Origin of the sequence: Streptomyces sp. NPDC001407 (assembly GCF_042895325.1) — a bacterium.
In the GTDB taxonomy this organism is placed as follows: Bacteria; Actinomycetota; Actinomycetes; order Streptomycetales; family Streptomycetaceae; genus Streptomyces.
Window position 1 is genome coordinate 23,700 of record NZ_JBIAWF010000010.1, and the last position, 26,765, is coordinate 50,464.

The 26,765-nt window shown below is 71.8% G+C and carries 26 protein-coding genes; 17 read left to right on the forward strand and 9 right to left on the reverse strand.

Annotated elements, in window-relative coordinates:
* Positions 1 to 35 precede the first annotated feature (35 nt).
* From ACFY1P_RS15685 to ACFY1P_RS15725, 9 genes are all read left to right on the forward strand, one after another.
* Positions 36 to 830, forward strand: coding sequence for a hypothetical protein (locus tag ACFY1P_RS15685; protein WP_361519240.1), 795 nt, complete (start codon positions 36 to 38; stop codon positions 828 to 830).
* A gap of 171 nt (positions 831 to 1,001) precedes the next feature.
* Complete coding sequence (locus ACFY1P_RS15690; protein WP_361519242.1) at positions 1,002 to 1,730, forward strand: YcnI family protein; 729 nt, start codon at positions 1,002 to 1,004, stop codon at positions 1,728 to 1,730.
* A 165-nt stretch (positions 1,731 to 1,895) separates the two neighbouring features.
* Positions 1,896 to 2,549, forward strand: a complete 654-nt coding sequence (locus ACFY1P_RS15695; protein WP_390750873.1) for an SCO family protein — start codon at positions 1,896 to 1,898, stop codon at positions 2,547 to 2,549.
* A complete protein-coding gene (locus ACFY1P_RS15700; RefSeq protein ID WP_361519248.1) occupies positions 2,549 to 3,025 on the forward strand; it encodes a copper chaperone PCu(A)C in 477 nt (158 codons plus the stop codon). Before ACFY1P_RS15695 ends, ACFY1P_RS15700 begins: the two co-directional genes overlap by 1 nt.
* Positions 3,026 to 3,031: 6 nt before the next feature.
* Positions 3,032 to 4,897: a FixH family protein gene (locus ACFY1P_RS15705; protein WP_361519251.1), complete on the forward strand. Its 1,866-nt coding sequence runs from the start codon at positions 3,032 to 3,034 to the stop codon at positions 4,895 to 4,897.
* Complete coding sequence (efeB, locus tag ACFY1P_RS15710) at positions 4,897 to 6,135, forward strand: iron uptake transporter deferrochelatase/peroxidase subunit (protein WP_361519254.1); 1,239 nt, start codon at positions 4,897 to 4,899, stop codon at positions 6,133 to 6,135. The genes ACFY1P_RS15705 and efeB overlap by 1 nt, the downstream gene beginning before the upstream one ends.
* A 104-nt stretch (positions 6,136 to 6,239) precedes the next feature.
* On the forward strand, positions 6,240 to 7,184 hold the full coding sequence (gene pheA, locus ACFY1P_RS15715; RefSeq protein WP_361519539.1) for a prephenate dehydratase: 945 nt from the start codon (positions 6,240 to 6,242) through the stop codon (positions 7,182 to 7,184).
* 630 nt (positions 7,185 to 7,814) lie between these two features.
* Positions 7,815 to 9,092, forward strand: coding sequence for a serine--tRNA ligase (gene serS / locus ACFY1P_RS15720; protein ID WP_361519257.1), 1,278 nt, complete (start codon positions 7,815 to 7,817; stop codon positions 9,090 to 9,092).
* A 112-nt stretch (positions 9,093 to 9,204) separates the two neighbouring features.
* Positions 9,205 to 10,011 (forward strand): HAD family hydrolase, encoded by an 807-nt coding sequence (locus ACFY1P_RS15725; RefSeq protein ID WP_390750874.1) that lies wholly within the window; start codon positions 9,205 to 9,207, stop codon positions 10,009 to 10,011.
* Here the strand turns inward: ACFY1P_RS15725 and ACFY1P_RS15730 are convergent.
* Positions 10,004 to 10,681, reverse strand: a complete 678-nt coding sequence (locus ACFY1P_RS15730; RefSeq protein ID WP_390750977.1) for a rhomboid-like protein — start codon at positions 10,679 to 10,681, stop codon at positions 10,004 to 10,006. The genes ACFY1P_RS15725 and ACFY1P_RS15730 overlap by 8 nt on opposite strands.
* A 119-nt stretch (positions 10,682 to 10,800) precedes the next feature.
* Here ACFY1P_RS15730 and ACFY1P_RS15735 point away from each other — a divergent pair, with 119 nt between their 5' ends.
* The 3 genes from ACFY1P_RS15735 to ACFY1P_RS15745 all read left to right on the forward strand — a co-directional run bounded on the left by ACFY1P_RS15735 (position 10,801) and on the right by ACFY1P_RS15745 (position 13,870).
* Complete coding sequence (locus ACFY1P_RS15735; protein WP_361519263.1) at positions 10,801 to 11,511, forward strand: FadR/GntR family transcriptional regulator; 711 nt, start codon at positions 10,801 to 10,803, stop codon at positions 11,509 to 11,511.
* Positions 11,512 to 11,565: 54 nt separating this feature from the next.
* Entirely contained in the window at positions 11,566 to 12,852 is a 1,287-nt protein-coding gene (locus tag ACFY1P_RS15740; protein WP_390750875.1) for a CynX/NimT family MFS transporter, read from the forward strand.
* Between the two features lie 61 nt (positions 12,853 to 12,913).
* Positions 12,914 to 13,870, forward strand: coding sequence for an aminoglycoside phosphotransferase family protein (locus ACFY1P_RS15745; RefSeq protein WP_390750876.1), 957 nt, complete (start codon positions 12,914 to 12,916; stop codon positions 13,868 to 13,870).
* 123 nt (positions 13,871 to 13,993) lie between these two features.
* Here ACFY1P_RS15745 and ACFY1P_RS15750 read toward each other — a convergent pair whose 3' ends face one another.
* Genes ACFY1P_RS15750 through ACFY1P_RS15765 form a run of 4 tightly spaced genes read right to left on the reverse strand, consistent with a single transcriptional unit; the run spans position 13,994 to position 17,557 of the window.
* On the reverse strand, positions 13,994 to 14,713 hold the full coding sequence (locus tag ACFY1P_RS15750; protein ID WP_390750877.1) for an ABC transporter permease: 720 nt from the start codon (positions 14,711 to 14,713) through the stop codon (positions 13,994 to 13,996).
* 16 nt (positions 14,714 to 14,729) lie between these two features.
* Positions 14,730 to 15,641 carry an ABC transporter ATP-binding protein gene (locus ACFY1P_RS15755; RefSeq protein ID WP_361519274.1) on the reverse strand — a complete coding sequence of 304 codons (912 nt, stop codon included), beginning with the start codon at positions 15,639 to 15,641 and terminating at the stop codon, positions 14,730 to 14,732.
* Positions 15,642 to 15,690: 49 nt separating this feature from the next.
* Complete coding sequence (locus tag ACFY1P_RS15760) at positions 15,691 to 16,590, reverse strand: ABC transporter permease subunit (RefSeq protein WP_361519276.1); 900 nt, start codon at positions 16,588 to 16,590, stop codon at positions 15,691 to 15,693.
* On the reverse strand, positions 16,580 to 17,557 hold the full coding sequence (locus ACFY1P_RS15765; RefSeq protein WP_390750978.1) for an ABC transporter ATP-binding protein: 978 nt from the start codon (positions 17,555 to 17,557) through the stop codon (positions 16,580 to 16,582). The genes ACFY1P_RS15760 and ACFY1P_RS15765 overlap by 11 nt, the downstream gene beginning before the upstream one ends.
* Positions 17,558 to 17,830: 273 nt before the next feature.
* On the opposite strand from ACFY1P_RS15765, the gene ACFY1P_RS15770 reads away from it, so the two are divergent.
* The 4 genes from ACFY1P_RS15770 (at position 17,831) to ACFY1P_RS15785 (ending at position 22,724) form a co-directional block, all read left to right on the forward strand.
* Positions 17,831 to 18,679, forward strand: coding sequence for a M24 family metallopeptidase (locus ACFY1P_RS15770; protein ID WP_361519282.1), 849 nt, complete (start codon positions 17,831 to 17,833; stop codon positions 18,677 to 18,679).
* Positions 18,676 to 20,496, forward strand: coding sequence for an SDR family oxidoreductase (locus ACFY1P_RS15775; protein WP_390750878.1), 1,821 nt, complete (start codon positions 18,676 to 18,678; stop codon positions 20,494 to 20,496). The genes ACFY1P_RS15770 and ACFY1P_RS15775 overlap by 4 nt, the downstream gene beginning before the upstream one ends.
* A gap of 24 nt (positions 20,497 to 20,520) precedes the next feature.
* Entirely contained in the window at positions 20,521 to 21,435 is a 915-nt protein-coding gene (locus ACFY1P_RS15780; RefSeq protein WP_390750879.1) for a metal-dependent hydrolase, read from the forward strand.
* Between the two features lie 83 nt (positions 21,436 to 21,518).
* Positions 21,519 to 22,724 carry a MerR family transcriptional regulator gene (locus ACFY1P_RS15785; protein ID WP_390750979.1) on the forward strand — a complete coding sequence of 402 codons (1,206 nt, stop codon included), beginning with the start codon at positions 21,519 to 21,521 and terminating at the stop codon, positions 22,722 to 22,724.
* 49 nt (positions 22,725 to 22,773) lie between these two features.
* On the opposite strand, the gene ACFY1P_RS15790 is transcribed toward ACFY1P_RS15785, so the two are convergent.
* Complete coding sequence (locus ACFY1P_RS15790) at positions 22,774 to 23,331, reverse strand: hypothetical protein (protein WP_361519293.1); 558 nt, start codon at positions 23,329 to 23,331, stop codon at positions 22,774 to 22,776.
* Between the two features lie 123 nt (positions 23,332 to 23,454).
* Between ACFY1P_RS15790 and ACFY1P_RS15795 the strand changes: the two genes are divergently transcribed.
* Entirely contained in the window at positions 23,455 to 23,985 is a 531-nt protein-coding gene (locus ACFY1P_RS15795; RefSeq protein ID WP_390750880.1) for a PadR family transcriptional regulator, read from the forward strand.
* Between the two features lie 18 nt (positions 23,986 to 24,003).
* Here the strand turns inward: ACFY1P_RS15795 and ACFY1P_RS15800 are convergent, their stop codons facing one another.
* The 3 genes from ACFY1P_RS15800 to ACFY1P_RS15810 form a co-directional block, all read right to left on the reverse strand.
* Positions 24,004 to 24,591 carry a hypothetical protein gene (locus ACFY1P_RS15800; protein ID WP_390750881.1) on the reverse strand — a complete coding sequence of 196 codons (588 nt, stop codon included), beginning with the start codon at positions 24,589 to 24,591 and terminating at the stop codon, positions 24,004 to 24,006.
* Between the two features lie 123 nt (positions 24,592 to 24,714).
* The gene (gene htpX / locus ACFY1P_RS15805; RefSeq protein WP_361519302.1) at positions 24,715 to 25,617 is read right to left on the reverse strand and encodes a zinc metalloprotease HtpX; all 903 of its coding nucleotides are present in this window, start codon (positions 25,615 to 25,617) and stop codon (positions 24,715 to 24,717) included.
* Positions 25,618 to 25,757: 140 nt separating this feature from the next.
* Positions 25,758 to 26,657, reverse strand: a complete 900-nt coding sequence (locus ACFY1P_RS15810; protein ID WP_361519305.1) for an LLM class flavin-dependent oxidoreductase — start codon at positions 26,655 to 26,657, stop codon at positions 25,758 to 25,760.
* Positions 26,658 to 26,765: the final 108 nt, after the last annotated feature.

A 26,765-nucleotide genomic window follows, 5' to 3' on the forward strand; every position in this document is an offset into this window, starting at 1 on the left:
GGAAGGAGTAAGTCCGATGGGATGATGGCGCGGCCATGCCTCATCCCGTCGCGCGCGCCGGCGCCGATCTGCGACTGTTCCGGGCCGCGGTGTTCACCGCGGTCTGTGTTCTGCTGTCCGCGGGCGGGCACGTGCTGGCTTCCTGCGCGAGCGTGCCGCTGTGGACGCTGGGCGCGGGCTTCGTGGCGGTGTTCGCGCTGGTCGTGCCGCTGGCGGGACGCGAGCGTTCGCTGCCGGGCATCGCGGCCGCGCTGGGCGCCGGGCAGCTCGCGCTGCACGCGCTCTTCGGGCTGGGCCAGCAGGGCGCCGGCACGGCGACCCGACAGGCGGGCGCCGAAGGCCGGTTGATCACTTTCGCGAGCCGCTTCATCTGCAACCAGCCGCACCCGATGTCGGCGGACGAGGCCCGTCGCGTCATCACGGACGCCGGGCTCGATCCGGCCGTGCACCCCGCGCGGATGGCCATGCCGCCGCGCATGCCGATGCAGCCGCCGTCCACGCTGCACGCCCTGCTGCCCTCGCTGCCGATGCTGCTCGGCCACCTGCTGGCGGCCCTCGCCCTGGGCTGGCTGCTGCGGCGCGGCGAGGTCGCGCTGTGGCGGGTGGTCGGGCTCTCGGAGCGCTCCGCACGCGGGGTCGCCGAGGCGGCGCTCGTACGCGCGCTGCGCGCCGCGTTCACGCTCGTGCGCGCGCTGTGGCACCAGGACGCCGCCCGCCCGGCGGTGCCCGCCCGGGGTGCGTACGGCGACGACGAGCGCCCGGTGACCGAACCGGCGCTCCAGCACTTCGTGATCAGGCGGGGACCGCCGCGCTTCGCCCTCGCGGCCTGACGACGCGACGCGCTCCAGCGATCCGGCATTCCGGCGGTCTTCCGTCCCGGCATGCACGGATTCCGACATCTCCGGGATAAATTCCGGCATTTCGGGCGGGAGGGTGGTCGCGCCGTGACCGCACGCGCGCCGTACTCCCCTTTTGTCCCCTCCTGCCTGTGGAGTGTTCCCATGAACGTCAAGACCGCTCGCCTGCGTCGCCTCCCCGTCGTCGCCGGCCTCACCGCCGGCGGTGTCCTGCTGCTCGCCGGCCCCGCCTTCGCGCACGTCAGCGTGCAGCCCGGCACCGCGGAGAAGGGCGGCTACAGCACCATCGCCCTCAAGGTGCCGAACGAGAAGGACAACGCCTCGACGGTGAAGCTGGAGCTCACCCTCGACCCGAAGCACCCGCTCGCCTCGGTGATGCCGCAGCCCGTGCCGGGCTGGGACATCAAGGTCGAGAAGTCCAAGCTCGACAAGCCGGTGCAGATGCACGGCGAGACGATCAACGAGGCCGTCACCAAGGTCACCTGGAGCGGCGGCAAGATCGACCCGGGCCAGTTCCAGCAGTTCCCGCTGTCGGTCGGCCAGCTGCCCACGGACACCGACGCGCTGGTCTTCAAGGCGCTCCAGACCTACTCCGACGACGAGGTCGTCCGCTGGATCGACCCCTCCAAGCCCAACGGCGAGGAGGCCGAGCACCCGGCGCCGACGCTGAAGCTCGTCGACAAGGCCGCCGCTGCGGGCGGCGCGAAGAAGGACGAGAAGAAGGACGACAAGAGCGGGACGACCGAGGCCGCGGCGGACAAGAACGACAGCTCCTCCGACACCACGGCCCGCGCGCTCGGCATCGCCGGCATCGTCGTCGGTGCCGCGGGCGTGGCCTTCGGCGTGCTCGCCGGACGCCGTCGCTCCGCCTGAGCCCGGGCCCGCGAGGGCACGAAGCACCCGACCGGACGCAGACCCGGACGTACGTGACCGGTCCGCCCTGCGTAGGTTCGCTACCGGACGCACGGACCGACCGGTGCGACGCTCCCGACGGAGCGCCGCACCCGTACCCCTGACCGACCCCTGGAGAAGAGCTCCATGCGCACCAAGACCCTGGGCACGGCGCTGGCGATAGCCGCCGCGCTCACCCTCACCGCCTGCGGCGGTGGTTCGGACGGCGGCGACAAGGCCGTCGCCGATGTCTCCGCGGCCCCCAAGAAGGCCGCCGCGATCACCCTGGACGCCCCGAAGGACAAGCCGGACCTGGTCCTGACGGACACGTCCGGCAAGAAGTACGAGCTGGTCAAGGAGACCAAGGGGCACCCCGTGCTCCTCTACTTCGGCTACACCTACTGCCCCGACGTCTGCTCGACCGTCGTCTCCGACATGGCCGCGGCCGCGAAGAAGCTGCCCCAGGCAGACCGGGACAAGCTGAAGATCGTCTTCGTCACCACCGACCCCGACCGCGACACCCCCAAGCGGATGCGCGAGTGGCTCGACGCGCAGGGCGGCCAGGACATCGTCGGCCTGACCGGTGACTTCGAGACCATCCAGGCGGCCGCCAAGCCGCTCGGCATCCTGGTCGAGAAGGCGAAGAAGGAGAAGGACGGCTCCGTCACCGTCAGCCATGGCGCCGAGGTCGTCGGCTTCTCACCGAAGGACGACGGTGCCCATTGGATCTACACCGCGGAAACCACCGCAGACCAGTACGCCAAGGATCTCCCGAAGATCGTCAAGGGGGAGAACCCGTGATGCGCAAGTCCACCGTCGCCACCGCCGCCGCCATGCCGCTCCTGCTCGCCGGGGGGCTGCTGCTGATCACCGGCTGCCAGTCGGAGAAGGACGCCCTGAAGTCCGACAAGGCCGACCTGTCCGTCAGCGGCGCCTACCTCCCGCAGCCCGCGATGACCGACATGGCCGCCGCGTACCTCACCGTCAAGAACGACGGCGGCACGGCCGACCGGCTCACCTCGGTCACCAGCCCGCTCTCCGGTGACATCACCATGCACACCACCGAGGGCTCGCAGATGAAGCACGCGGGCGAGCTGGAGGTGCCCGCCAATGGCGAGCTGAAGCTCGCCCGCGGCGGCGCCCACCTGATGCTCGGCAAGCTCGACCACAAGCCCCAGGTCGGCGAGAAGGTCGAGTTCACGCTGCACTTCGCCACCTCCGGCGCGGTGAAGGTCCAGGTGCCGGTCGAGTCCGCGACCTTCCGCCCCCAGGGCTGACGTGCGATGAGGACCCTGACCACCGGGCGGCTGCCGGCCCTCTTCGGCATGCTGCTGGCGGCGCTGCTGTGCGCGCTTGGCCCCGGTGCGGCCACCGCGTCGGCGCACGCCGCGCTGACCGCCACCGACCCGGCCGACGGTTCGGTGGTGCCGGCCGCGCCCCAGCGGGTGAAGCTCACCTTCTCCGAGGGTGTCCTGCTGAACGCCGACTCCCTGCGGGTCCTCGACCCGCAGGGGGCGCGCGTCGACGAGGGCAGGCCCGCGCACGTGGACGGCAAGTCCGACACCGCGGGCGTGGGCCTGCGGACGGGGCTCGCCAACGGCACGTACACCGTGGCCTGGCAGGCCGTCTCCGCGGACAGCCACCCGGTGGCCGGGGCATTCACCTTCTCCATCGGCGCGCCGTCGAAGACGGCGGCGAAGGTGGCGACGGCCAAGATCGACCCGACCGTGGACACGCTCTACGGCATCGGGCGCTACGCCGCATACGCTGGTTTCGTCCTGCTCGTCGGCGGCTGCGTCTTCGCCGGGGTGTGCCGCGCCTCGCGGGCCGTGCAGCGGATCGCGGTCGGCGGCTGGACCGCCCTCTTCCTCTCCACGGCCGCGCTGATACTGCTGCGCGGCGCCTATACGACCGGCAAGGGGCCGGGCGCCGTCCTCGAACTCTCGCTCATCAGCGACGTGCTGGCCACCAAACCGGGCGCCGCGCTGCTGTCGCGGCTGCTCCTGCTGAGCGCCGCGGCCGTCTTCCTCGCCGTCCTCTTCGGCTCGTACACCCGCGAGGACGACGGCCGCAGCCCCGGGGAGCGGCGGGACGTCGCCTACGGGCTCGCGATCGGCGGCGCCGTCGTCGCCATCGGTCTGGCGGCGACCTGGGCGATGGCCGAACACGCCTCGGCCGGACTCCAGTCGTGGCTCGCCATGCCGGTCGACGTGCTGCACCTGCTGGGCGTCGCCGCGTGGCTCGGCGGGCTGGCCGCGCTGCTGGTCACGCTGTGGACCGGCGAGACGATCCCCCGCGCGGCCGTGCGGCGCTTCTCCACGATCGCGTTCACCTCGGTGTGCGTGCTGGTGGCGACCGGGCTCTACCAGTCCTGGCGCCAGGTCGGCTCGTGGGGCGCGCTCACCGGCACGGAGTACGGGCGACTGCTGCTGGTCAAGGTCGGCCTGGTGGCCCTCCTCGTCGGGGTCGCGTACTTCTCGCGGCGCTGGACCGGGCGGCTCACCGACCGCGTGGAGCCGAAGAAGCCCAAGGCCACGGCGAAGAGCCCCAAGAAGCCCCGGAAGAGCGACGCCTCCCCCGAGCGCGCCGCCCAGCTCGCCCGGCAGCAGGCCGCGCTCGCGAAGGCCGCCGGACAGCGGCAGCGCGACGCGGACGAGGGCCGCAGCGGACTGCGGCGTTCCGTCCTGGCCGAGACCGGCGTCGCCGTCGTCCTGCTCGCCGTCACCACCCTGCTCACCGGCACCCAGCCGGGCCGCGCGGAGACCGAGCAGAAGGAGGCGGCGCGCAGCGCCTCCCCGGCGAACGCGGTCCCGGCCGAGGTGAAGATCCCGTACGACACCGGCGGCACGAACGGACGCGGCACGGCCACCGTCCGGATCGACCCCGCGCGCTCCGGCGTCAACACCGTCGGCGTCACCGTGACCGACCCCACCGGTCGCGCCGTCGAGGTACCGGAGCTGGAGGTGTCGTTCACGCAGCCGCAGCAGAAGATCGGCCCGCTGCGCACCACGCTCAAGCACATCGCCCCCGGCCGCTGGGAGGCCACCGCCTTCCGGCTGCCCATGGCGGGCGAGTGGCAGCTCACCCTGACCGTACGGACCTCCGACATCGACCAGATCACGGAGCTCAGGAACGTGAAGATCAACTGATGGCTGAACAGACCGAGATGAACGGAATGAGCCGCCGCCGGCTCCTGGGCACCGCCGGAGCGGCGGGTGCCGCCGGGCTCGTCGTGGGCGGAGCGGGCGGCGCGTTCGCCACCGAGGCCGCCCGCGACCGGCCGGCACCCCTCGCCGGGGTCGGCACGATGTCCGTCCCGTTCCACGGGAAACATCAGGCGGGCATCGCCGACCCCGCGCAGGCGTGCGGCCACCTGCTCGCCTTCGACCTCGCTCCCGGCGCCGACCGCAAGGCCGCCGCGGCCCTGCTGCGGCGCTGGTCGGCGACGGCGGCCGAGCTGACGGCGGGCAACGCGCCGAAGGGCGACGACACGGGCATCGCGCTCGACGCGGGCCCCTCCTCCCTGACCGTCACCTTCGGCTTCGGAGCCACGTTCTTCGACCGGACCGGGCTCGCCGCCAAGCGGCCCGCCGCGCTGGAACCGCTGCCCTCCTTCACCGCGGACGCCCTCGACGCCAAGCGCAGCGACGGCGACCTGTGGGTGCAGATCGGCTCCGACGACCCGCTCGTCGCCTTCCACGCGCTCCGGCTGCTCCAGAAGCAGGCCGCGGACACCGCCCGGATCCGCTGGCAGATGAACGGCTTCAACCGGACGCCCGGCGCCACGGCCAAACCGCTCACCGGCCGCAACCTGATGGGGCAGATAGACGGTACGAACAACCCCAAGCCGTCGGACTCCGACTTCGACACCCGGATCTTCGTGCCGGACGACTCCGGCGACTGGATGGCGGGCGGTTCCTACGCGGTCGTACGGCGCATCCGCATGCTCCTCGACAGCTGGGACCACCTGTCCCTGGAGCGCCAGGAGAAGGTGATCGGACGGCGCAAGTCGGACGGCGCGCCCCTGTCCGGCGGCACGGAGACGACGCCGGTCGACCTCAACAAGGTCGGCCCGGACGGCTCGTTGGCCATCGCCGGGGACGCGCACATCCGGGTGGCGGCGCCGGAGTCGAACCGGGGCGCGGCGATGCTCAGACGGGCGTTCTCCTACCACGACGGTTTCCTCGACGACGGCGCTCCGGACGCGGGCCTGCTGTTCATCGCCTGGCAGGCGGACCCGCGCAAGGGGTTCGTCCCCGTGCAGCGCAAGCTCGACCGGGGCGACGGCCTCTCGCGCTTCCTGCGCCACGAGTCGAGCGCGCTCTTCGCGGTGCCGGGCGGCTGCGCGGAGGGCGAGTACGTCGGACAGCGCCTGCTGGAGGGCTGACCCCGCGCGGCGTTGGGCGCCCCGGCTTCCTCCGGGGCACCCAAGGCGACCTGGGTAGTGTGGCGGGACCCGCCCCGTACCCACCGCGAGGAGTGCCACGCGTGATGCCGGCCAGCCGCTACACCTATCTCGGACCCGAGGGCACCTTCACCGAAGCCGCCCTGCGCACCCTGCCGGAAGCGGCCACGCGCGAGCTCGTGCCGATGGTCTCCGTGCCGGCCGCACTCGACGCCGTCCGTGGCGGCGAGGCCGCGGCCGCGCTCGTGCCGATCGAGAACTCCGTGGAGGGCGGCGTCACCGCGACCCTCGACGAACTCGCCACCGGCGCCCCGCTGATGATCTACCGCGAGGTGCTGCTGCGCATCGCCTTCGCGCTGCTGGTGCGCCCCGGCACCCAGCTGGCCGACATCAAGACGGTGACCGGCCACCCCGTGGCACAGCCGCAGGTGCGCAAGTGGCTGGCCGCGCACCTGCCGGACGCCGTGTGGGAGTCCTCCGCGTCCAACGCGGACGGGGCGCGCCTGGTGCGGGAGGGGCGCTACGACGCGGCGTTCGCGGGCGAGTTCGCGGCGGCGACGTACGGGCTCGAGCCGCTGGTCAAGGACATCCACGACGCGCAGAACGCGCAGACCCGCTTCGTGCTGGCCGGGCGTCCGGCGCGGCCCTCGGCGCGCACCGGCTCGGACCGTACGTCGCTGGTCGTCTGGCTCGGCGACGACCACCCTGGCGCGCTGCTCGAGCTGCTCCAGGAGTTCGCGGCGCGCGGGGTGAACCTGATGCGGATCGAGTCGCGGCCGACGGGTGAGGGCATGGGCCGCTACTGCTTCTCGGTGGACTGCGAGGGGCACATCACCGATCGCCGTGTGGGCGAGGCGCTGATGGGGCTCAAGCGGACGTTCCCGAAGGTGCGCTTCCTGGGCTCGTACCCCCGGGCGGGCACGGAGGCGACCCCGGCGCCGCGGCCCGGGACGTCGGACAGCGCGTTCCTGGAGGCCGCGGAGTGGCTGGCGCGGTGTGCGGACGGCGGGCTCGACGCCGACGGGGCTTGATCGTTCCGCGTATGATCGTCGATCTTCGGTGGCGCCCTCGGCGGCGGCCTTCGGCGAACCGGCCAAGATCATGATCCACAGGGTTATCCACAGGATCGCCCCACCCTGGGGATAAGTCGACAGATCGAGGCGTCCGAGCCTCGGTCGAGCCGGTCAAGGTCGACAAATCGCTCTAACCACAGGCTCGTCATCCACAGCGCCGAGCTCCACGCTGCGCGCACCAACACCCCTCGTTCGTCAGTCGAATACCGGCCGGCAACCCTTTAGAGCGAGGAAATACCACCCGATTGAGTGGCTAAGCGGGGTTTGGGCGGGCAATTCTTGGTGTCGACCGAAGCCGGATGGAACGTTCGATTCCGGCATCCACAGATTTCGCGCACAGCCTGTGGACAAAGAAAACGGAGGATATGGCTCCTGTGGACAACAACTCCGCCAACTCCCGCTCTCCACAAGGCCGATCACCTCGCCGGGCCGCCCCTATGCCCCATTTCGCCAAAAGCGCTGGAATTTCCCGGCCCGGCGGCGGGCCCGGTTATTCACAGCCTTTCCTACTCTCCCCAAAACGGGACAAAACGCAACGAAGAGGAATATCGCGTCGAGTGATCGCGCCCGCAACGGTAGCCTGGTGGGGTGATTGACCTTCGCCTGCTCCGTGAGGACCCCGACCGTGTGCGCGCGTCCCAGCGCGCCCGTGGAGAGGACGTCGACGTCGTCGACGCACTGCTCTCCGCCGACGAACGGCGCAGGTCGTCCAGCGTCCGTTTCGACGAACTCCGCTCCGAGCAGAAGGCGCTCGGCAAGCTCATCCCCAAGGCCGCCGGTGACGAGAAGGCCGAGCTGCTGAAGCGCGCGGGCGAGCTGTCCGCCGCCGTCAAGGCCGCCGACGCCGAGCAGGACGAGGCCGCCGCCGAGGCGCAGCGCCTCCTGCTCCGGATCGGCAACATCGTCCACCCGGACGTCCCGCGCGGCGGCGAGGACGACTTCGTCGTCCTGGAGACCGTCGGCACCCCCCGTGACTTCGCCGCCGAGGGCTTCGAGCCCAAGGACCACCTGGAGCTCGGCCAGTCGCTCGGCGCCATCGACGTCGAGCGCGGCGCCAAGGTGTCCGGCTCGCGCTTCTACTACCTGACGGGTGTCGGCGCGCTGCTGGAGCTCGCCCTCGTCAACGCCGCCATCGCGCAGGCCACCGCGGCCGGCTTCACGCCGATGCTCACCCCCGCGCTGGTCAAGCCGCGCGCCATGGAGGGCACCGGCTTCCTCGGCCAGGCCGCGCAGGACGTCTACCACCTGGAGAAGGACGACTTCTATCTGGTGGGCACCTCCGAGGTGCCGCTCGCGGCGTACCACATGGACGAGATCCTGGACGCCTCGCAGCTGCCCCTGCGCTACGCCGGCTTCTCGCCGTGCTTCCGCCGCGAGGCCGGCACGTACGGCAAGGACACCCGCGGCATCTTCCGGGTCCACCAGTTCGACAAGGTCGAGATGTTCTCGTACGTCGCGCCGGAGGACTCCGAGGCGGAGCACGCGCGCCTGCTGGAGTGGGAGAAGCAGTGGCTGAACAGCCTGGAGCTGCCCTATCAGGTGATCGACGTCGCCACGGGTGACCTGGGCTCGTCCGCCTCGCGCAAGTTCGACTGCGAGGCGTGGATCCCCACCCAGGGGAAGTACCGCGAGCTGACGTCGACGTCCAACTGTGACGAGTTCCAGTCGCGCCGCCTGTCGGTGCGGATGCGGGACGGCAAGACGGTCAAGCCGCTGGCGACGCTCAACGGCACGCTCTGCGCCGTTCCGCGCACGATCGTGGCGCTCCTGGAGAACCACCAGCAGGCCGACGGCACCGTGCGCGTGCCCGAGGTGCTCCGCCCGTACCTGGGCGGCCGGGAGATCCTGGAGCCCCTCGCGCGGTGAGCGACGCACGCGTGGCCGCCGGGCCGCGGACGACGATGGCCGCACCGCTGCGCCACGCGGGCGGTGGGGGTACCGCCCAGGCGTCAGCTCTGGGGGAGAACGGGAAGACACCGTGAGTGAGCCGCTGCCCTACCGCTTGATCGCGACCGATCTCGACGGCACGCTGCTGCGCTCCGACGACACCGTCTCGGAGCGCACCCGCGCCGCGCTCGGCCGGGTGACGGCGGCGGGCGCCTCGCACATCATCGTCACCGGGCGCTCCGTCCCGTGGACGAAGCACATCCTCGGCGCCCTGGACTATCAGGGCCTCGCGGTGTGCGGGCAGGGCGCGCAGGTTTACCACGCGGGTGAGCACAGACTGCTGACGTCGGTGACGCTGGACCGGCAGCTAGCCGGTCTGGCGCTCGCCAAGATCGAGGCCGAGGTCGGGCCGCTCTATCTCGCGGCCAGCCGTGACGGCATGGACGGCGACGTCCTGGTCGGCCCCGGCTACCGCATTCAGGAGGGCCCGCTGCCGGCCGTCCCGATCACGGACCCGGCCGACCTGTGGGCCGCGCCGCTGAACAAGCTCTACCTCCAGCACCCCGGCCTGGACGACGACGGCCTCGCCGAGGTCGCGCGCGCCGTCGCCGGTGACCTGGTGGGTGTGACCATGGCGGGCGCCGGGATCGTCGAACTGCTGCCGCTGGGCCTGAGCAAGGCCACCGGCCTCTCGCTGGCCGCGCGCCGCCTCGGCATGAAGGCCGCGGACACGATCGCCTTCGGCGACATGCCGAACGACATCCCGATGTTCGGCTGGGCGGCGCACAGTGTGGCGATGGCCAACGCTCATCCGGAGCTGAAGGCCGTGGCGGACGAGGTCACCGGTTCGAACGAGGACGACGGCATCGCGACGGTCCTGGACCGCCTCTTCACCTGAGGCCGGTCCCGCGCCCGCGGAGCGGCTCCCAGGCCCTCCGCAGGCGCTCGCGCCCGGCGGCGAGGTCCCACGGCGGGCGGCCCCGCGTCAGCGGCCCGCACGCCAGCCCGATCGTCAGCGCGATCGCGTGGCCGGCGTCCGTGTACGTCCCGCCGGTCAGCAGCGGCACCGCGAAGAAGAGCACCGCCCCCGCCAGATAAGGCCACCGCCAGGGCCGCGGCACGCGGTAGGTGAGGATCCCGGCCGCCGCCGCCAGCCCGTACGAGACGCCTATGTCGACAACGTGCTTCATCGAGCGGGGCAGCGCGTGGTCCTGGATCGACAGCAGCACGATCTCCTGGCTCACGAGCGTGGCCACGACGTGCGCGACGGCGACCGTGACGAGCCAGCGCAGGGTGCCGATCCAGCGCTCGACATTGGCGTGGAAGATCTCGAAGAGCGCGACGTAGAGCAGGAACGACGACGGGTTCTCGATCCAGAAGCCACTGATCAGCAGCGACTGCACGGGGTGCTTGTTCAGCTCGTGGATGTTGCTGCTGTTGCGGTGCAGCAGGAACGTCTCCAGGCCCTGGCTGGCCGCGGCGATGACGAGGCTGGTGACGCCGATGATCAGCAGCCAGATGTGGGTGCCGGGGGCCGACCGCACCCAGGCGGAGATCCGGGCGTACATCCGGAGGCAGGGTTCACCGCTGAACACCCTACGAAGGTAGCCCCGACCGGGCTTGCGCGCAGTTGTAGGATGACTGGGCAACCGGGTGAGTCCGAGAGAGTGGCAAGAGGAGCAGCGGAATGGCACTGCGTGCGGCGGGACGGCAGTCCCTGGTGGACACCGTCGTGGATCAGTTGCGCGCGCAGGTCGCCGCCGGCGAGTGGAAGGTCGGCGAGCGCATCCCGACCGAGCACGCGCTCGCCGAGCAGCTCCAGGTCGGGCGGAACACCGTCCGCGAGGCGGTCCGCGTCCTCGTGCACGCCGGAATGCTGCGCTCCCGCCAGGGCGAGGGCACGTTCGTCGTCTCCATGGCCGACCCCGCCGAGATCATGCGCGGAGTGCAGCGCGCGGGCGTCCGGGACGTCCTGGAGCTGCGCATCGCCCTGGAGGCCGAGGCCGCCCGGCTCGCGGCGCTCCGGCACGAGCCCGCCGACCTGGAACGAATGCGGGCCGCGCTGGAGGCACAGGAGGCATTCGAGGACGCCGAGGGCCAGCCCGACTCCGGGAATCTGGAGCTCTACGCGGACCACGACATCGAGTTCCACAAGGCCGTGGTGGACGCCGCCCACAACAGCGCCCTGAGCGCCACGTACTCGTGGTTCAGCAGCTCCGTGCGCGAGGCACTGGTCACCGCGCTCGGCGACCGCGAGATGCCGCGCATCCTCCACGGCGACCATCACGCCCTCATGACCGCCATCGCCTCCGGCGACCCGGACGCGGCGGCGCACGCCTGCCGCCTGCTGCTCGACCGCCCCAAGCAGGCAGTGGAATCACTGCTCGCGGAGAGCTGACCGCCCGCTCCCGCACGCCCCTCACGTACCACCGCACTCCCTGGAAAGGCCCCCATGTCCGGAACGAGGTCGCAAGCACCACTGACCGTCACGGAAGACGCCGTGGCCGCCGAGGAGTTCGCGCCACCCGCGGCCGCCGCCCGGCGGATGCGGGCCCACCCCCTGCTCGTCCTGCTGGGCATCGTCCTGGCCTCGCTCAACATGCGTGCCGCGCTGGCCGGGGTCTCGCCGCTGCTCGGGGAGATCGGCGACCACTTCCACCTGGCGGCGACCGCGAGCAGCCTGGTGACCACCATTCCGCTCGTCTTCATGGGGCTCGGCTCGATCCTCGCGCCGAAACTGGCCCGCCGGTGGGGCACGGAGACCGTCCTCTGCGGCGCCCTCGTCCTGCTGTGCGGCGGCATCCTGCTGCGCATCGCACCACCGGTCGTCGCGCTGTTCGTCGGCTGCGCGCTGGTGGGCACCGCGATAGCCCTGCTCAACGTCCTGATGCCCGGCCTGATCAAGCGGGACTTCCCGGAGCGGGCGGCGGGCATGACCGCGCTCTACTCGACCGCGATGATCCTCGGTGCCACCGTCTCCGCCGCCAGCGCCGTGCCCCTGGAGAACGCGCTCGGCGGCTGGCAGGGCTCCCTCGCCTCCTGGGCGGTGCTGGCGGCCGTCGCGGCCGCCGCGTGGGCCCCGCAGGCCGTCCTCGCCCGCGGCGCTTCCCGCCAGGCCGCTGCGGCGCACCAGGGGGCCACTGCGGCGCCCCGCCCGGCCGAGGACGGGCCGAAGCTGACCCGCATCCCGCTCGCCTGGCAGATCACCCTGTTCATGGGCTCGCAGTCGCTCGTGGCGTACGTCATCATCGCCTGGCTGCCGACGATCTTCACCGACCACGGGATGAGCAAGGCACAGGCCGGACTCGTCTTCGCCTTCAGCACGCTGGTGCAGGCCGTCGGCTCGTTCGTGGTGCCGATGCTCGCCGGCCGGATGCGCTCCCAGCGGGCGCTGGCGACCGGCGTCGTGCTGCTGATGGCGGCGGGCGTCGCGGGCCTGCTCGTGGCCCCCGTCGGCGGCGCCTGGCTCTGGGCGACGCTCCTCGGCGTGGGACAGGGCGGCGCGCTGGGCCTCGCGCTGACGATGATGGTGCTGCGCACCCGCGACGCGCACACGGCGGCCAGGCTCTCCGGCATGGCACAGACCTGGGGCTATCTGCTGGCCGCATGCGGCCCGTTCGCCCTCGGCGCCGTGCACCAGGCGACCGGCGGCTGGACCGTACCGATCGTGGTGCTGCTCGTGGTCTGCGCGGGACTGCTGGGTCTCGGGCTCGGAGCCGGGCGCGATCGGAAGATCTGAGACGTTGGGAGGGCAGGGAGGCCCCCGGGGTCTCCCACCCGTCACGAGGAGAGCGCCACCCATGTCCGTGCCTTCCCGGATCACCGTCCCCGCCGAACTCGCCGGTTTCCACGACACCTTCGACGGCGAGGTGGGCCGCGCCTGGATCGCCGCCCTGCCGGACCTCGCGGCGGACTTCCTGGACCGCTGGGAGCTGCGGCTCGACGGCCCCGCCTCGCACGGCATGGTCGCGCTCGTGCTGCCCGTGCGCCGCGCGGACGGCACTCGCGCGGCGCTCAAGCTCCAGCCGGTGACCGACGAGAGCGTCGACGAACCGGCCGCGCTGCGCGCCTGGGGCGGCGACGGAGCCGTCGCCCTCCTCGACCACGACCCGGAGAGCGGCACCATGCTGCTGGAGCGGCTGGACGCCGACCGCTCGCTGCTGTCCGTGCCGGACGCCGAGGACGCCGTCCGTACGCTCTCCGAGCTGCTCGCCCGGCTGTTGAAGACCCCCGCCCCGGCCGGGCTGCGCACGCTGACCGACGTCACCGCCGCGATGCTCGCCGAAGTGCCGTCCGCCCTGCCCGCGCTGCCCGACGCCACCGACCGCCGCGTGGTGGCCGACTGCGCCGCCGCCGTACGGGAAGTGGCCGCCGAGCCGGGTGAAGGACGGCTGCTGCACTGGGACCTGCATTACGCGAACGTGCTGGCGCCACTGCCCGGTTCCGGGCGGGAGCCCTGGCTGGCCATCGACCCCAAGCCGCTCGCGGGCGACCCCGGCTTCGAGCTGCTGCCCGCCCTGCACGACCGGTGGGACGACCTCGCCGCGACCGGTGACGTGACGCGGGCGGTGCTGCGCCGCTTCGACGTGATGACCGAGGTGCTCGGTCTGGACCGGCGGCGCGCGGCGCGCTGGACGCTCGGGCGGGTGCTCCAGAACGCCCTGTGGGACCTGGAGGACGCCGAGGACGGTGAGGTGATCGCGCTCTCGCCCGTGCAGCTGGAGATAGCGCGGGCGCTGCTGGAAGGGCGTGTGTGAGCCGCGACTTCGCGATGTGTGATGGGTGAGTGGGCGGCGCGATATGTAAGGGGCGGTCTCCCAGGGAGACCGCCCCTTACATCGTCCGTCCTGCGTCACTCCTCGCCCGTCACTTCTTGCCTGTCACTCCTCGCCGGCGAGCGTGAGGGTGCGCAGCTTCCGGCTCGCGTACCAGGTCGCCGCGACGGTGACGACGATCAGCAGGGTGACCGCGAGCGGCAGGCCGACGTCCGAGCTGATCGCCCCCTCCGCACCGATCTTCTGCGCGAGGGCGAGGGCCCACTGCTGGGCGCTGAGCGTGCGGGCGCCGGGGATGAGGCTGCCGAAGAGCGACTCCCACACCAGCGCGTAGACCAGGCCCGCCACGACGGCGTGCCGGGTGACGGTGCCCAGCAGCAGGAAGATGGCGCTGTAGGCGACGGAGGCGACCGCGGCCGCCGCCGCGTAGGCCACGGCGATCTGCTGGCTGTTGCCGTTCAGCACGAAGCCAGCGATCAGGGTGGGCACCGCCGAGAAGGCCACGGTGACGCCGATGGCGACGGTCAGCTTGGTGAGGATCACCGTGTGGCGCGGGACCGGCTTGGAGAGCAGATAGATCACCGAGCCGTCGTCGATCTCCGGGCCGATCGCTCCCGTACCGGCGATCACGCCGATGAGCGGCACCATGGTGGCCAGCGCGAAGCCGCCCAGGACGTTGGTCGCGGTGTCGTCGTCGGCTCCGGTCAGCACGCGGATGACGGCGGAGATGACGATCAGGAGGGCGGGCAGCGCGAAGAGGATGAAGGCACGGCGGCGGCCGAGGAGCCCCCGGTAGGTGAGCCGGGCGACGGTCGGGTGATACATGGCGTCAGGGCTCCTTTCAGGCCGCTACGAGATAGGAGAAGACCGATTCCAGGGACTCGTCGGAGGGCGAGACCGTCAGGAGCCGGATGCCGTGCGCGCGGGCGATCCGCGGCAGCAGCGTGGTGAAGCGGTCGAAGTCGACGGCCTGGACGCGCAGCGCGCCCTCCTGGACGTCCACCTCGATGCCCGAGGTCGACGGGTCGGCGATGAGCACGGCGGCCAGGGCCCGGTCGTCGCTGGAGCGCACCAGATAGCGGTGCGGCCGGTCCGTCATCAGCCGGCGGATCTTGCGGAAGTCGCCGGAGGCGGCGTGCCGGCCCGCGACGACCACCTCGATGTGTGCGGCGAGCTGTTCGACCTCCTCCAGGATGTGGGAGGAGAACAGCACGGTGCGGCCCTCGGCGCCCATCCGGCGCAGCAGTTCCATCAGTTGCATGCGCTGGCGCGGGTCCATGCCGTTGAACGGCTCGTCCAGGAGGAGCACGGACGGCTCGTGGACGAGCGCGGAGGCCATCTTCACCCGCTGGCGCATGCCCTTGCTGTACGTGTCGATCCTGCGGTCCTGCGCGTACTCCATCTCGACCGTGGCGAGCGCCCGTTGGGCTTCCTTGGCCCCCAGGCCGTGCAGCTCGGCGTTGGCGCGGACGAACTCCAGTCCGGTCAGGAAGTCGTACATCGCCTCGCGCTCGGGCACGAGGCCGATCTCGCGGTAGACCTGTTCGTTGCGCCAGATGGTCTTCCCGTCGAGGGTGACGGTGCCGGTGGAGGGCGCGAGGAAGCCGCCCATCATGTTGATGAGGGTGGACTTCCCGGCGCCGTTGGGGCCGAGCAGGCCGGTGACGCCGGGGCCGACGGTCATGGAGACGTCGTTGACGGCGACCACGTTGCCGAACCAGCGGGAGACGTTGTCGATATGGAGAATCGTCATGGGCGCAGCCCATTCCTTCGAAGGGTGGCGGTGGGCGACGGGAGGGCGGTCACAGCCCGGCCTTTCGGTAGCGGCGCAGCAGCAGCCCGAACGATCCGGCGATCAGCGCGAGCAGGACGACGGCGTAGACGACACCGGTTCCGGTGCCGGGGCCGTTGCCGCCGGGGAAGGCGGACGTGGCGGAGAGGAACGCCGTCTGGACCCCGTCGATGATGGTGATCGGCGAGAACAGGCCCATCCAGCTGATCGCCTCGGTGTTGTCGCGGGCGAGCGCGATGCCCTGCACGGTGGAGACCGCGCCGTAGGAGATCGTCAGCACGGCGATGACGGCGGCGACACCGAAGCCGCGGCGCGGTGTGACGGCGGCGACCACCAGGCCGAGTCCGGCGAAGAGGAGGGACAGCAGGGCCACGGAGACCAGTCCTTGCACGAAGCCCTCCGTCTGCGCGGTGAAGTCCAGCTTGGCGAGCAGGGCGCCCACATAGAGGATCAGCAGGGGCGCCGCGGTGAGGATGAAGAGGGCCGAGGCCATCGCCGCGAACTTGGCCACCACATAGTCGATCCGCTCGATCGGCCGCGAGAAGTAGAGCGGGATCGACTTGAACCGCAGGTCGCGCGAGACGGACTGCGGGGCCTGGGCCGCGAGGTAGAGGCCGATGACGGCCTGGAGGATGATCGCGTAACGCGTGTACTCCACCGGCAGCTTGGTCGCCTTCGTCGTCACGGCGACGGCGACCATGATGGCGGCGGGGACGCACATCACGCCGAACAGGATCATCGGCAGGACCTTGGACTTCGCCGAGCGGCCGAGGCCGTAGGCGCCGCGCAGGCTCTGCGAGAAGAGCGAGCGGCGGGCGTACGAACGGCCGAGGCGGGGCCCGGAGTAGTTGCGGTAGCCGATGTTGTGGATGACGTCCTGGGCGGGCGCCGTGATGCTCTCAGGCGGCATCGGAGCTGCCCCTTTCGTGTGCGCTGTCGGCGCTCTGGAAGACCTCGGCGATGCGGTGCCTGCGCTGTTCCATGCGGACCAGGCCGAGGCCGAGGTCGGTCACCGCGTCGCGCACGGTGTCGTAGGTGTCGTCGCCGGTGACGTCGACCAGGACGACGTGGCCGGAGCCGGCCGCGGCGAACTCGGCGGCGCGGCCCACGGGCTGGACCGTCAGCCCGGCCGCCGCCAGCGCGCCGATAAGGGCGGACGTGCCGTCCGGATGCGTGTCGGAGTCCGTGACCTCGACCGCGAGCGAGCCCGTGGCCTGGGTGAACTCGGCGGTGGAGGAGGACCGCAGCAGCTTGCCGCCGTCGATGACGACGACCTGGTCGCAGGTGCGCTCCAGTTCGCCGAGCAGATGGGAGGTGACCAGGACCGAGATACCGAAGTCGGCGTGCACCCGGCGGATCAGGGCGAGCATCTCGTCTCGTCCGACCGGGTCGAGGCCGTTGGTCGGCTCGTCCAGCAGCACCAGCTGGGGGTCGTGGACGAGCGCCTGGGCCAGCTTCACCCGCTGCTTCATGCCCGTCGAGTAGCCGCCGATGGGGCGGTACCGCTCCTCGTAGAGCCCCACGTGGCGCAGGGTGTCGGCCGTACGCTCCCGGGCGGCGCCGGCGGGCAGCCCGGACATCCGCGCCATGTGGACGACGAACTCGGTCGCCGAGACGTCCGGCGGCAGGCAGTCGTGCTCGGGCATGTAGCCGACGCGCTCGCGGATGGCGGCGCCCTCGGTCGCGACGTCGAGGCCGAGCACCCGGGCGCGGCCCTCGGTGGCCGGGGACAGGCCGAGCAGGATCTTGATCAGCGTGGACTTGCCGGCTCCGTTGGCACCCACCAGGCCGGTCACGCCCGGCGTGATGTCGACGGACAGCCGGTCGAGCGCGGTCACCCGGGGGAACCGCTTGCTGAGGCTTTCGGTAGCGATCACAGTCACGCCTTCGACGTTAGTGGCCTGCGCCACAGCAGTCGTCAGACCAGATGAGGGGATGCGCGTAGTCCTCGGGTCTGACACGCCCGTAGGGGGGGCGGGGGCGCCGGGAATCGACGCGGGCCGCGGCTCGGGAGTTACCGAAAGTTATCCACAGGCCGTGCACAACCCTTGACGCAGCCGCGGAGCATTGTCACATTCATCAGTGTCAAGTTGCGGACGCTCCTCCGGCTGCTGTCCGGGGGCCCCGGCAGGCGGGACGGACGGTTGACGATGACCTCAGCAGTGGCTCGGGAACTCACCGCGGAATTGCGGGGGTTCAGACAGGTGCAGCGCCTCGCGTACGACTGCGCGGAAGCGGTCGCCGCGCAGCTGCGGCCGGGGGTGACTGAGCGCGAGGCCGCGCGGATGCAGCGGGAGTGGCTGCGCGAGCGCGGCGTGCGTGACTGGTTCCACCTGCCCTTCGCGTGGTTCGGGGACCGCACGGCCTTCGTCGGCTTCCGGGTGCCGCTCCAGTTCTTCCCGACGGACCGCAGGCTGGAGCCGGGGATGCCGTTCATCCTCGACATGGCCCCGGTGCACGGCGGCTTCACCGCCGACATCGGCTACGCGGGCTGCCTGGGCCCCCACCCGCTGCACGACCGGATGACGGCGGACCTCCCGGCGTACCGCGAGCTGATCCTGCGCGAGGTGCGCGAGCGGCGCTCCCTGCGGGAGATCTACGAGAACGTGGACCGCCTCATGGTCCGCCACGGCTACGCCAACCGCCACCGCGCGTATCCCTTCGGCGTGATCGCCCACAAGGTGGGCCGGGCGCGGGAGCGCCGCTGGTCACCCCAGCTCTTCGGGTTCGGCACCCAGGCGCTCAAAGGGCTGGCGTCCGACGCCGTCCGGGGGCACCGGGAGGGCTGGTCACCGCTGTGGAGCCCGCACCGCTTCTCCGACCACCCGCCCCGGCCGGGCCTGTGGGCGGTCGAGCCCCACATCGGCTTCCGGGGCACCGGCGTGAAGTTCGAGGAGCTCCTGGTGGTCACCGACTCCCGGGATCCCGAGGAGAGCGCCTTCTGGCTCGACGACGATCTGCCGCACGTACGGCGCGCGCGAGGGGAGAGGGCCGCATGACCGGACACGACACCGGACTCGAGGGCGCGCGGGAGCGCCGGGTCCGCACGGGCGGGATCGAGCTGTGCGTCGCCGAGCTGGGGGACGCCGAGCGGCCCACGGTGGTGCTGCTGCACGGCTATCCGGACAGCAAGGAGGTCTGGTCGGCGGTCGCCGCCCGGCTGCGGGACCGCTTCCACGTGGTGCTGTACGACGTGCGCGGCTGCGGGCGTTCCACGGCGCCTCGGCCGCTGCGCGGCGGGTTCACGCTGGAGAAGCTCACGGACGACTTCCTGGCGGTCGCGGACGCGGTGAGCCCGGACGCCCCAGTGCACGTGGTCGGGCACGACTGGGGATCCGTGCAGGGCTGGGAGTTCGTGACGGTGCGGCGCACGGAGGGACGGATCGCGTCCTTCACCTCCGTCTCCGGCCCGGGGCTCGACCACCTCGCGCTCTGGTTCAAGAAACGCCTCACCCGGCCTACCCCGCGCCATGTGGCCCAGCTGCTCGGCCAGGGCGCCAGGTCCTGGTACGTCTCCGCGCTGCACACCCCGGCCGTGCCGGAGGCGCTGATGCGGGGGCCGTTCATGAAGCAGTGGCCGAAGATCCTGGAGCGGTCGGAGAAGATCCCTTCCGACGGCTATCCGACGCCCTCGCTGCCCGACGACGCGGCGCACGGCGCGTGGCTGTACCGCGACAACATCCGGCCCCGCCTGCGCAGGCCCCGCACCGACGCCTATGCCCACGCGCCGGTCCAGCTGATCACCCCCACCGGTGACGCCTTCCTCTCCGAGCGGCTCTACGACGACCTGGACCGGTGGGCGCCGGGCCTCGTCCGGCACACCCTTGCCGCGAAGCACTGGGTGCCACGGACCCGCCCCGATCAACTCTCGGCCTGGATCGCCGAGTTCGTCACCGCTCACGAACAGGGCGACGCCGAGGCCGCGGGCACCACCGGGGCACGGGGCCCGGTGGCGCGCGGGGCACGGCGGCCCGCGGACAACAGCCCCTACGCCCAGGCGTTCGGCGGCCGGCTGGTGCTGGTGACGGGCGCGGCAAGCGGCATCGGCCGGGCCACCGCCTTCGCCTTCGCGGAGGCGGGCGCGCGGGTCGTCGCGGTCGACCGCGACGCGGACGGCGCCACCCGCACGGCCGAGATGGCCCGGCTGATCGGCGCGCCCGAGGCCTGGGGCGAGTGCACCGACGTCGCGGACGAGCACGCGATGGAGAAGCTGGCCGCGAAGGTCGCCGCCGAGTACGGCGTGGTGGACGTGCTGGTCAACAACGCCGGCATCGGGCTGGCCGGCGCCTTCATGGACACCTCCGCGGAGGATTGGCGGAAGGTCCTCGACGTCAATCTGTGGGGCGTCATCCACGGCTGCCGGATCTTCGGCAAGCAGATGGCCGAGCGCGGGCAGGGCGGCCACATCGTCAACACCGCGTCCGCCGCGGCCTTCCAGCCCTTCAAGACGCTCTCTGCCTACAGCACCTCCAAGGCGGCCGTGCTGATGCTCAGCCAGAGCCTCCGCGCCGAACTGGCCGGACAGGGCATCGGGGTCACCGCGATCTGCCCCGGCCTGGTCAACACCAACATCACCGGGACCACGCGCTTCACCGGCGTCCCGGAGGAAGAGCAGCGGCGCCGCCGGGAGAGGGCGAGCCGGGCGTACGGCAGGCGCAACTACCCCCCGGAGAAGGTCGCCGACGCCATCCTGCGCTCCGTGCTCCGCGATCAGGCCGTCGTGCCCGTGACCCCCGAGGCGCACGGCATCCACTTCATGTCCCGTTTCGCACCGCGGGTGATGCGCGCCATCGCGCGGATCGACCCACCGCTGTAGCGGAACGCCCGCAGAGGAGCAGAAATGAACCACGGTCACACCGGCGGCCACCCCATAGCCCCGCGGCGCGTCGCCTTCGACTGGGACGAGACACCCCTGCACTGGATCCCGGACGAGCCCACCGCCACCCATGTCATCAACGTCCTGCACCTGCTGCTGCCCGCCGGGGAGCGGTGGTTCGTCAAGGTGTTCAAGGAGGCCCTGCCCCTCGTGCGGGACGAGGAACTCCTCAAGGACGTCAAGGGCTTCATGGGGCAGGAGGCCACGCACAGCGTCCAGCACGCCTATGTGCTGGGCCACCTCGCGCGGCAGGGCCTGGACACCGGCCCCTACACCCGCCACGTGGACTTCCTCTTCGACGCGCTGCTCGGCGACCGGCCGCCGCTCGGCCTCCCGGTGACCGCCCAGGAGTGGCTGCGCTTCCGGCTCTCGCTGATCGCCGCCATCGAGCAGTTCACCGCCGTGCTGGGCAACTGGGTGCTGCACGCGGACGGCCTGGACCGGGCCGGTCCCGACCCCGTGATGCTGGATCTGCTCCGCTGGCACGGCGCGGAGGAGGTCGAACACCGCTCGGTCGCCTTCGACATGTACGAACACTGCGGCGGGGCCGAGGCCGGGCGCTATGCCCGCCGGGTCCTGGGCATGGCCTTCACCGCCCCCATGCTGTTCTACCTGTGGGGATGGGGAGCCGCCTATCTGATCCGGCACGACCCCCAGCTCGCGGGGCGGCTGCGCTATTCGCTGCGCGAGCACAACAAGGCCGTGGACAAAGGGCTGCTGCCCAGCTGGCGGGAGCTCGGCTCGGCCGTACCCCGATACCTGCGGCGGTCGTACCATCCCTCGCAGGAGGGGTCGCTGCGCCGGGCCGTCGAGTATCTGGCGACCTCGCCCGCGGCACGGTCCGCGGCGGGCGCGATCGGTCGCGCGGCCATCTCGTAAGGAGCGCCTCTGTGACCACGAAGCACGTGCGGAGGCCGGAGTCCGGGCCGGCGCCGGTGCCGTCCGGGCCGGCCTCCGGGCCGGTGCTCGACCAGGCCGATGCGAGCGAGCGGTCCGGACGGGTGGCCGTCGAGTACCGGATCGACGATCTCGCCCACCACAGCGGGGCCACCGCCCGCACGATCCGCGCCTACCAGGACCGGGGGCTGCTCCCCCGTCCTGAACGGCGCGGCCGTGCCAACGTCTACGGCGAGGCCCATCTGGCGCGGCTCCACCGCATCGCCGGTCTCCTCGACCGCGGCTACACCCTCGCCAGCATCAAGGAACTCCTCGACGCCTGGGACGCGGGCCGCGACCTCGGCGGCGTCCTGGGGCTGGTCGCCGAGGTCGACGGCCCCTGGACCGACGAACAGGCCGAACGGATCTCTCGGACGGCGCTGGACGAGAGGTTCGGCGGCGCCGAGGACGACGACGCCGTCACCGAAGCCGTACGGCTCGGGGTGCTGGTCCCCGTCCCGGACACGCCGGACGAATTCCTGGTGCCGAGCCCCCGCGAACTCGCCGTCGCCGCCGAGCTCCACCTCGCCGGGGTGCCACTGCCCGCGATCTCCGGCCACCTGCGCGAACTGCGCGTCCACGTCGAGCACATCGCCGCCCGCTTCCTCGACTTCACGACCGAGCACGTCTTCCACCAGTTCCTCGACCACCCGCCGACGGACGAGGAAGCGGCCGAGGCCGCGGCCCTGGTCCGCCGCCTGCGCCCCCTGGCCCAGCAGACCGTGGACGCGGAACTCGCCCGCGCGATGCGCTCGTTGGCCACCAGCTACCTCCGCCGCAGCCTGGGCGAACACGGGGAACCGGAGCCGTTCGCCGAACCGACGGGGGATACGGCCACGTTCGCCGGACCGGCGGGGGGTCTGGCCACGTGTCCCGAACCGGCGGGCGGGCCGACTGCGGAACCGGCCGGGGGTCCGGCCGAGGGCCTGGGTACCGAACCGGCCGGGGATCTGGCTCCCGGTCCGGCCGGGGGTCCGGCCGTCGAAGCGACGTGGGATCCCGCCACACCGGCCATACCGGCCACATGCGCCGAACCGCCCGTGGTTTCCGCCGCTTCCCCTCTCCCCGCCCCCACCCACCCGCACACTTGTCAAAGCCTCCAACTGCCCGCCCACACCCTCGAAGCCGTGCGCGCTCTCGTCGGGGAGGAGCACGTCACAGCCTTTGTCGCCGCCGCCGCAGAGCGCGAGGTGCAGGCCCGGGTGATGGACGGCCTGCTCCCCCGAGACTGAGACTGTCGCTGGCACCGGCACCGGCACCGGCACCGGCACCGGATCGTCCTCAGTGGGCCGCCGCCATGAGCCGGGCGCGGACCCGGTCGGGGTAGCGGGCGGTGAACATCGCGGGGAGGACGAATCCGGCGGCCTGGACCGGGATGGACACCGCACTGCCGAGACCGGCGGCGGCGACCACGGTCATGGCCGCGGCGGTGAGGGCGAAGGCTCCGGCCCACACGGACGTGATCACGACGTTGATCCGGCGGAAGACCGGGCTGTCCCAGACCTCCGGCGGCGCCTGACGCTTGGCTATCCCGGTGGTGAAGGGCTGCCCGACGATCAGCGTGGCCCAGGCGGTGAGGGCCAGCCAGCCCAGCGAGAGTGCGCCGACGAAGTGCCGCAGGCCGCTGTGCGGGAGGGCGAAGGCCAGCGTGGTGAGCGCGGCGAAGAAGACGACCGTGCTGCGCTCAAGGATCAGTGAATCGGCGGCCACCCCGGCCCTGTGGTCCTGGACCAGCAGCACGAGACCCGCGACCAGTCCGACGGCCGCGCCCCACTGCCAGCCCCAGGACGAGACGACAGCGAGCGCGATCCAGGGAATGAACCCGCGCAGATAGTTCATGAAGCTCTCCTCAGCCGATGCGGTGTACCCCCGGTTGGCCGCCCAACCGATGTTCCAACTATGACATGTCAAAAGTGGAACGTCCAGCCTTGACGGGTCACCAGTGGAAGATAGAGTGAGGACATGAGCCTGAGACACGCGATGCTGGGACTGCTGGCCGATCAGCCGGCCAGTGGCTACGACCTGATGAAGCGGTTCGAGACCTCTCTCAGCAATGTCTGGCCGGCGACCCAGAGCCAGGTCTACGGCGAGCTGGGCAAGCTCGCGAAGAGTGGCCTGCTGGAGGTCGCGGCGGAAGGTCCTCGCGGCCGCAAGGAGTACGCCATCACCGAAGCGGGCCGCGCCGAGCTGCACAGCTGGCTCACCGAAGCCGCTCCGCAGCAGGCCCGCCGGAGCGACGCGCTGCTGCGCGTCTTCTTCCTCAACCACCTCACGCCGCTGGAGGCGACGGCGTATCTCCTCGGCGAGGCGGACCGCGCCGCGGGCCAGCACGGCGCGCTGGAGGAGCTGGAGAAGAAGATCGACTGGGGCGACGACCCCCTGTCGGTGAACGGCCGACTGGCCCTGGAGTACGGCCTGCGCTTCACCGCGATGCGCGAGGAGTGGGCCCGCTGGGCGGCCGAAGAGATCACGGCGCCAAAGGAGAAGCAATAAGGGCGATGTGACGCCCTGTCAGGTCATGCCGGGCGCACCCCACACGGGGAACCACCGCGCCAGGTCCTCCTCGATCCGGAGGTCGTTCGCCAGCAGCGCCCGGGCCTGGAGCTCCAGCGCGTTGTCCCGCTTGTCGCCCCCGCCCGCCAGCGGCGCGAAGGGGTAGAACGTACCGCGCTTGTAGAGATAGACAAGGGCCAGGGAGCGCCGGTCCTCGTCACGGAAGCCCAGCAGCGAGCACAGCAGTTGCGGCCCGAAACCACCTTCCTGGAGCAGGGTGTTGACGGCGTGCAGGTCGTTGACCAGGCCCGCCACGTCGTCGGGCGGGCGCCGCGCGAGCAGCCAGGTGTAGCCGTAGCTGTCCTGGCTGAACTCCACGGGTGCCCCGCCGTGCTCCGTATCGGTGTCCAGCAGCGCCCGCACGTCCTGATGGAGCCGGCTGAACGCCCCGCCCTCCACGCTCGCGAAGCACACCGAGCCCAGTCCCGTCGGGGTGAACCCGGCGCCGGCCTGGAGGGTGACGGCGGCGGAGGGCAGGGCGAAGAGCTGGTCGAGGTCCGGGCGGACCGGCTTGCTGCGGCCGAGGATGGCGTCCAGGAATCCCACAGGCGATAGCCCCTTTCCGAAGTTGCCGAGTTGCTGAAGTTGCCGAAGCCTCAGGAACCCCGAGGTAGCCGAGGCTTCCGAAGTTTCCGGGAGCTGCCGAAGTCCCGCAGGCCGTACAGCACCTCAGGCGCGGCCGAGCTCCGCCGAGATCCGGCCGAGCTGGTCCAGCCGCTGCTCCAGCGTCGGGTGCGAGGACAGCAGCCGGCTCATGCTGTCCTTGGAGAAGGCGGGCGCGAAGTAGAAGGCGTTGAACGGCTCGGCCTGCCGCAGGTCGCGCGTCGGGATCCGCGCCATCTGTCCGGTGACCTTGGTCAGGGCGGACGCCAGCGCCGAGGGCCTGCCCGTCAGCAGGGCGCCCGCGCGGTCGGCCGACAGCTCGCGATAGCGGGACAGCAGCCGCGTGAGCAGGAAGCTGATGGCGTAGACGACGGCGCTGACCAGCGGGATCAGCACCAGCAGGATCGCGGTGTTCTGATCGCGGCCGCCCGCGCGGCGGAAGCCGCCCCACAGCCCGATGCGGGTGATGATCCCGGCCAGCACGCCCAGGAACGACGCGATGGTCATCACCGCGACATCGCGGTGCGCGACGTGGGAGAGCTCATGGGCGAGCACGCCCTCCAGCTCCTCGGGCTCCAGTCTGCGCAGCAGGCCGGTCGTCGCGCACACCAGGGCGTTCTTCTGGTTGCGGCCGGTGGCGAAGGCGTTCGGCACGTCGCTGTCGGCGATGGCCACCCGCGGCTTGGGCATGTCCGCGAGCGCGCACAGCCGGTCGACGGCGCCGTGCAGCTCGGGCGCCTCCTGCGGGGTGACCTCCCGCGCCCCCATGCTGAAGGCGGCGATCTTGTCGCTGAACCAGAACTGGGCGATGAACATGCCGCCCGCGAGGATCAGGACGACAGGCCAGGCCCCGCGCAGCAGCACCACCAGCACGCCCACGAAGACGACGTAGAGCAGCCCGATGAAGAACATCGTGCTCACCATGCGGGTGGTCAGCCCCCGGTCGGGAGCGAATCGGGTCCGTGGCATGGGGTACCTCCAAGGCTCAGCGCGGTGTGCGCCCCCAGTGAGTGCCTCTGCCCTCGATTCTCCTCCTTCACCGGCTGTGCGCGGGGTAAAGAGAGCACGACCACCGCCACGGCCCGCCGCGCCCTCCTCAGGAGCCCGCCTCAGGAAAGCTGCGCGAGCCCGTCCGTCGCGATCTTCTCGAAGACCGCGAGATCGGCGGCGAAGACCGAATCGGCGATCGGCCAGTGCACCACGATCTCGTCGATGCCCAGCTCGGCGTGCGAGCCCGCGAAGTCGACAAAGGCGTCGAAGGAGTCCAGCGGCCGGTCCGGGGTGAAGCCCGTGAGCATGATCTTGTGGAGGTCCGCGGGGTCACGGTCGATCCCGGCGCAGGCCGCTCCGAGCCGTTCGATCTGCCCGGCGACGGCCTTCAGCGACTGCTCCGGCGTGCCCGTCTCGAAAAGCTTCGGGTCCCCCGTGGTGACCCACGCCTGCCCGTGGCGGGCGGCGAGCCTGAGCCCGCGCGGGCCGGTGGCGGCCACCGCGAAGGGCAGCCGGGGGCGCTGCACACAGCCCGGGATGTTGCGCACCTCGGACGCGGAGTAGTGCTCCCCGTCGTACGAGACGACGTCCTGGGTGAGCAGCCGGTCCAGCAGCGGGACGAACTCGGCGAAGCGGTCGGCGCGCTCGCGCGGGGTCCACGGCTCCTGGCCGCCCGTGAGCAGCGCGGTGGCGTCGAACCCGGAGCCGCCCGCGCCGATGCCGAGCGTGACGCGCCCGCCGGAGATGTCGTCCAGCGAGATGAGCTCCTTGGCGAGCGTCACCGGGTGCCGGAAATTGGGCGAGGTGACGAGCGTGCCCAGCCGCATCCGCGACGTCACGGTCGCGGCCGCCGTCAGCGTCGGTATCGCGCCGAACCACGGCCCGTCCCGGAAGGTGCGCCAGGACAGGTGGTCGTAGGTGTAGGCCGCGTGGAAGCCCAGCTCCTCGGCTCGCTGCCACGTCTGGCGGCCGCCCTCGGACCAGCGGCGGTCGGGAAGGATCACGGTGCTCAGTCGCATGACACCGAGCCTAAACGGTGGGTATGACAAAAGCCCATGCCTCCGGCACGGGCTCCGGCGTACGCGGCGGCCGCGGCCCGCCGGCCTGCCCGGCCGCACACCCTTGCG